Source organism: Chloroflexus sp., from assembly GCF_034435895.1.
Classification (GTDB): Bacteria; Chloroflexota; Chloroflexia; order Chloroflexales; family Chloroflexaceae; genus Chloroflexus.
Map to the genome: position 1 here is coordinate 1 of NZ_DAOTWH010000079.1, position 4,304 is coordinate 4,304.

General features: G+C 61.8%; 4 protein-coding genes. 1 reads left to right on the forward strand and 3 read right to left on the reverse strand.

The genetic code is table 11. The features are described 5' to 3' along the window. Positions 1-196 precede the first annotated feature (196 nt). Positions 197-496, forward strand: a complete 300-nt coding sequence (locus U9R81_RS04815) for a DUF507 family protein (protein ID WP_322494380.1) — start codon at positions 197-199, stop codon at positions 494-496. A gap of 81 nt (positions 497-577) precedes the next feature. Here the strand turns inward: U9R81_RS04815 and U9R81_RS04820 are convergent, their stop codons facing one another. The 3 genes from U9R81_RS04820 to U9R81_RS04830 form a co-directional block, all read right to left on the reverse strand. After that, positions 578-1,021, reverse strand: a complete 444-nt coding sequence (locus tag U9R81_RS04820; RefSeq protein WP_322494381.1) for a GNAT family N-acetyltransferase — start codon at positions 1,019-1,021, stop codon at positions 578-580. Between the two features lie 155 nt (positions 1,022-1,176). After that, the gene (ruvX, locus tag U9R81_RS04825) at positions 1,177-1,632 is read right to left on the reverse strand and encodes a Holliday junction resolvase RuvX (RefSeq protein WP_322494382.1); all 456 of its coding nucleotides are present in this window, start codon (positions 1,630-1,632) and stop codon (positions 1,177-1,179) included. Positions 1,633-1,762: 130 nt separating this feature from the next. Continuing rightward, a complete protein-coding gene (locus tag U9R81_RS04830; RefSeq protein ID WP_322494383.1) occupies positions 1,763-3,799 on the reverse strand; it encodes a hypothetical protein in 2,037 nt (678 codons plus the stop codon). Positions 3,800-4,304: the final 505 nt, after the last annotated feature.

A 4,304-nucleotide genomic window follows, 5' to 3' on the forward strand; every position in this document is an offset into this window, starting at 1 on the left:
CCCACCCCCAACCCCTCCCCCGCTGGGGGAGGGAGTCGCAGGGAAGGATGCTGAGGGGATTGCCGCCGTAATCGCGGGGGATGGCTTCGCTCCGCTGGGCTGCGCTTGCAAGGACAGAGGGGGATCGGGGGATAGCCTCGCCGCCCTTTCGTGTACAATAGAAACAGCGCCGTGATCAGCGAAACCGAGGTGAGCTATGCGACTCAGTGAAGATAAAGTGCGCCGGATTGCCGAGCGCTTGCACGACGAATTGGCCGAGCGCGGTCTGTTGGCCTATCGCGATCGTCCCGGCCAGCGCCCCAGCGATGGCCGCGCGTTTCGGGTCAAGGCGATCTATGATGCGATTGTGGCCGATCTGAAGATCGAAGAGGAGATTGACGCTGAGGTGGAGCGGATTCTGGCGACCTACAGCCGTGAAATAAAGGGCACTGAGCGCGATATTCTCTTCCGCAAGCATAAGGAAGAGGTGGCGCGCAAGCGGGGGTATGTGTTGTAGGTTGGGTTCCGCTGGGCTTGGATTGATTTTATGGAGTGCGGCAGTCGAACTGCCGCACTCCATATTGGTATCGCGCACCTCCTATTTCACCCAGTAGAGCAGAATGTAGTGCGGCCCGGTGTGCGGCGCCACGAATTCTGCGCCGTGCGTCACGAAGCCAAAGGCAAGATAAAACGGCAATGCGCTTGTGCGCCCGTGACACCAGATCATATCGCCGCCGTGACGCCGGACATGCTCGATCCCGGTTTGGAGCAACGCTTGGCCGATCCCTTGCCGGCGGAAGGCAGGTAAGACGCCCATACCGCGCAGCCGCCACGCCGCGTGGGCCGGTACGTCGGGAAACGCTTCGGGGGCGAATGAAGCGATACCTACAAGCTGCTCGCCAATGAAGCCGCCGGCGTGCAACGCCAGCGGGTGGTCGTCGTCGGGATAGACAAGTTCGTCAATCGTTTGGTGCGAGCGTAGGATGTGTTGGCGCAGCGGCCGGGTCGCGGCGGCGCTGATGGGGCGAATGGCGTAGTTCATACGTGTTTATGCCTTAGATTCTAAGGATTCTAACGCAAAGACGCAAAGATATGTGAGATTGATCCAAATATCATAAAATACTCCGCGCCCTCTGCGTCCTTCGCGCCTTTGCGTTTACCATTCTCTGCGTCTTTGCTTGCTCTGCGCCTTTGCGTTTAACTGTCTCCGCGCCTCTGCTCACGCTGCGCCTGCGCATCGAGATAGTCTTGCAAGATGATCGACGCGGCGACCTGATCAATCTGCTCTTTGATCTTGGCCGGTTTGAGTCCAAGATTGCGCAACATCTGCTCGGCGGTGATACTGGTCAGCCGTTCGTCGAACATTTCGACCGAGCACGTGAGCGCCGCGGCCAACGCATCGGCAAAGCGTTGCACTGCAACGGCTTGCGGGCCGTGTTCGCCGCGCATCGTCAGCGGCAATCCTACCACTACCCGCGTGACGCCGCGCTCGGCGACCAGCCGGGCAATCTGGGCAATGGCTCGTTCGGGCGGGTGGGCAGCGATCGTGGTGAGCGGCGCGGCAATGCGTGTACTGGCGTCACTGATCGCCACGCCGATGCGCCGTTCGCCGACATCAAGGCCTAGGATGGTCTGTTCGTTGGTTGTGTTCACGTTAGCCGGATATGGTTGCACCGCAGAGGGCGCGCAGGCTTCAACTAATGTATACGCTCGCTATATACATGTTGCCCAGCAAGCAGTTGCAGGAGAAGCGGCATACTGCCGTACCTGCAACGTTCCCTCCTCACTCAATCCGAATCCGAAGCTGCCAGCTCCAACCGGGGAAGCGGTCAACATCTGGCGGCAGCGTAAAGCCGGCCAGCCTCCCGCTTGCCACCAGCGCCTGCAAGCCAGCTTCGGCTTCGGCGCGGGTGCGACCGAGCACCGCGTTCTGAACCGCCGCGCGCGTTGCCGGATCGAGCTCGTTGCCGCAGGCCGGGTCTGGCCCTACCGTGCCAGCAACGCGCAGGGTTGCGCCATCCCAGCGCCAGCCGTTGATCACGGCGGCCTTGCAGTCACCCGGACGCAACTGGCCGTTTTGGATCAGTTGGGCATTAAAAGCATCAGCCAATTGGCGCTGGAAGCTGGCTGAATCGCCGCTGACCGCCAACCCGCTGTAGTTCGCTTGCACGGTCAAGGTAAAGAAGCGATTATCTTTCGGCAGCGACGTTCCTAGCGGCGGATCGACGATCTGCTCGAAGCCGGCCAGTTGCTCAAGCTCGGTCCGGCTCGGCGAGACGGTAGTTTGTTCGAGGTGGAGATTGCGGGCTAATGCGAGGCCATCGAGCTGCCGGCGCGCCTCTTGGTCGAGCCGGGTCAACGCCTCGGCCAGATAGCGGCGCACGTCGCTCTCTTTAATCACAAACACCTCTTCATCAGCGCCGCCGCCGATCGCATCATGCACGATCGTCAGCACGCCACCGGTGAGATTAATCGTTGGCCCGCCGGGAATGCGCAATTCGCGGATGCTATTGGCAGGAACGTTGGAGGCGCTGCCGGGTGAGCGGGCAATAATCTGCACTTGCGCTTCGCCGAGGGTGGTGATGATCTGGTTGCCGCGATTGGTTGTGACTGCACCGGGTACGGTCACGGCGGTTTCGCTAATAAAGGGAATCGGCTGATTGTTTGGCCCAACGGCGACAAACTCACTCCCTGCCGGAATGGTGATTGGCTGGGTGTTCAGATTGCGGAGAACGATCGAACCCTGCGCGCTGCTGACCGGCGTCATCACACCGTCTGTCACTTCGCCGCGCAGACTGATGGCAACCGTCGTGCCGATCGGGTCAGCGGCGACAGCGCCATTGCTGCTCGGTGCAGTGACCGGGATCATTGGCAGCGCCAAGCCAGTGATCGGGGTCGTATCGCGGGCCGGCAAACGCACGACCACCGTCGTGCTGCGCGTCACTACCAGTAACACGCCGAAGATGGCAATCATCACCACCAACACAACCAGCAGGATCGTGGCAAGGCGCGATTGCCGGCGCCCGGCGGGTTGGGGGGTGCTGCGCGGGGTAGGAGCGGACGGTGGCGCGACTGCTGGTTTGCGCCGGGGTTGGGTGGGAGCGCGTTGGGCGCGATCAGCATCGCTACGCTGGCCAATCTGGCTGGCCCGCGCCTGTTCAGCCGCTGAGAGTTGAATATCTTCGGGCCGCACCCGTGGCGCTTGGCTCACCGCTTCACGCGCTGGCGGAATAGGCGGCAGCGGCGCGCCGGTACGTTCTTTCTCGAAAGCGGCAGCTAGATCGTCAAGCGCGTCAAAGAACTCTAGGTCATCGTCACCCATCGCTTGGGCTGGCGGCGCTGCCGCGCCGCTGGTCGTGGTTGGAATAGGCCGCGTTGCCGGCGCTGCCACCGGGCGGGTCTCAGCCGGCGCCGGTTTCGGCGGTTCAAACAGCTCTAGATCATCAACCTTGCCGGTCGCGGCGAGATCGTCAAGTGCGGCCAGAAACTCCAGATCTTCAGCCGGCAGGTCTTCGCCGGCAGGTGGCGGGGGGGACGCCGGCGCTTGCACATGTGCACCGGTGACTTCGATCGTGGTCAGCCGGCTCTGGCGGGCCGCTTTGAGGATGACCGGGTCGGAGCTGATGATCGTGAGGGTAATGCCGGCAGCCGTCGCCAATTCGCGTAATGCATCGGTACCGGCGACGCGCTGGAGAAAGCTCGTTCCTTCGGGGGCTAAGATCTGGACATTGGCAGCATGGGTGGCGCGTATCCGCGCCATCAGCGACTCGGCGGTATCATCGGGTAACGCAAGGACAATCGCTGTCTCGTCGGTGATCATAGCCCCTCACCCCTAGCCCCTTTCCCTGCATGCAGGGAGAGGGGCGCTGCGGCAATGCGTCAACGCTATTCTTTCGCTCACGGTATAAGTCTACCACGCGCGATGGTTGATTTGAATAGCCACGAAAAGCCGCAAAAGGCACAAAAATATTATTTTTGCGTCTGTTGTGTCTCTTTGTGGCTATTCGGCGCAGAGACTCTTAAGGCAAAGGCGCGAAGGACACAGAGGGCGCAAAGGTTTTTTGAGAAGCGCCGCTCCCCGATTGTCATTGCGAGCCGAGCGGTAGGGGCAGAGCCGCGCTCTGCCCGCCGCGAGGCGAAGCAATCTCCCGCGAGGATGGGAGCAATCCGCTCAGGCATAGAACGCGCCGAAGGAGGAGATTGCTTCGGGCGTGGCGCGCCCTCGCAATGACAAGATGCCGCTCCCCACCCCCTCCGCGTCCTCAGCGTGCTCTGCGGTAAACCTCGTACCCTCACCCCCAACCCCGCTCCCGCTTATGCGGGAG

Coding starts and splice junctions, on each gene's coding strand:
- U9R81_RS04830 (WP_322494383.1), bottom strand. CDS start 3,799: ATGATCACCGACGAGACAGCGATTGTCCTTGCGTTACCCGATGATACC.
- U9R81_RS04815 (WP_322494380.1), top strand. CDS start 197: ATGCGACTCAGTGAAGATAAAGTGCGCCGGATTGCCGAGCGCTTGCAC.
- U9R81_RS04820 (WP_322494381.1), bottom strand. CDS start 1,021: ATGAACTACGCCATTCGCCCCATCAGCGCCGCCGCGACCCGGCCGCTG.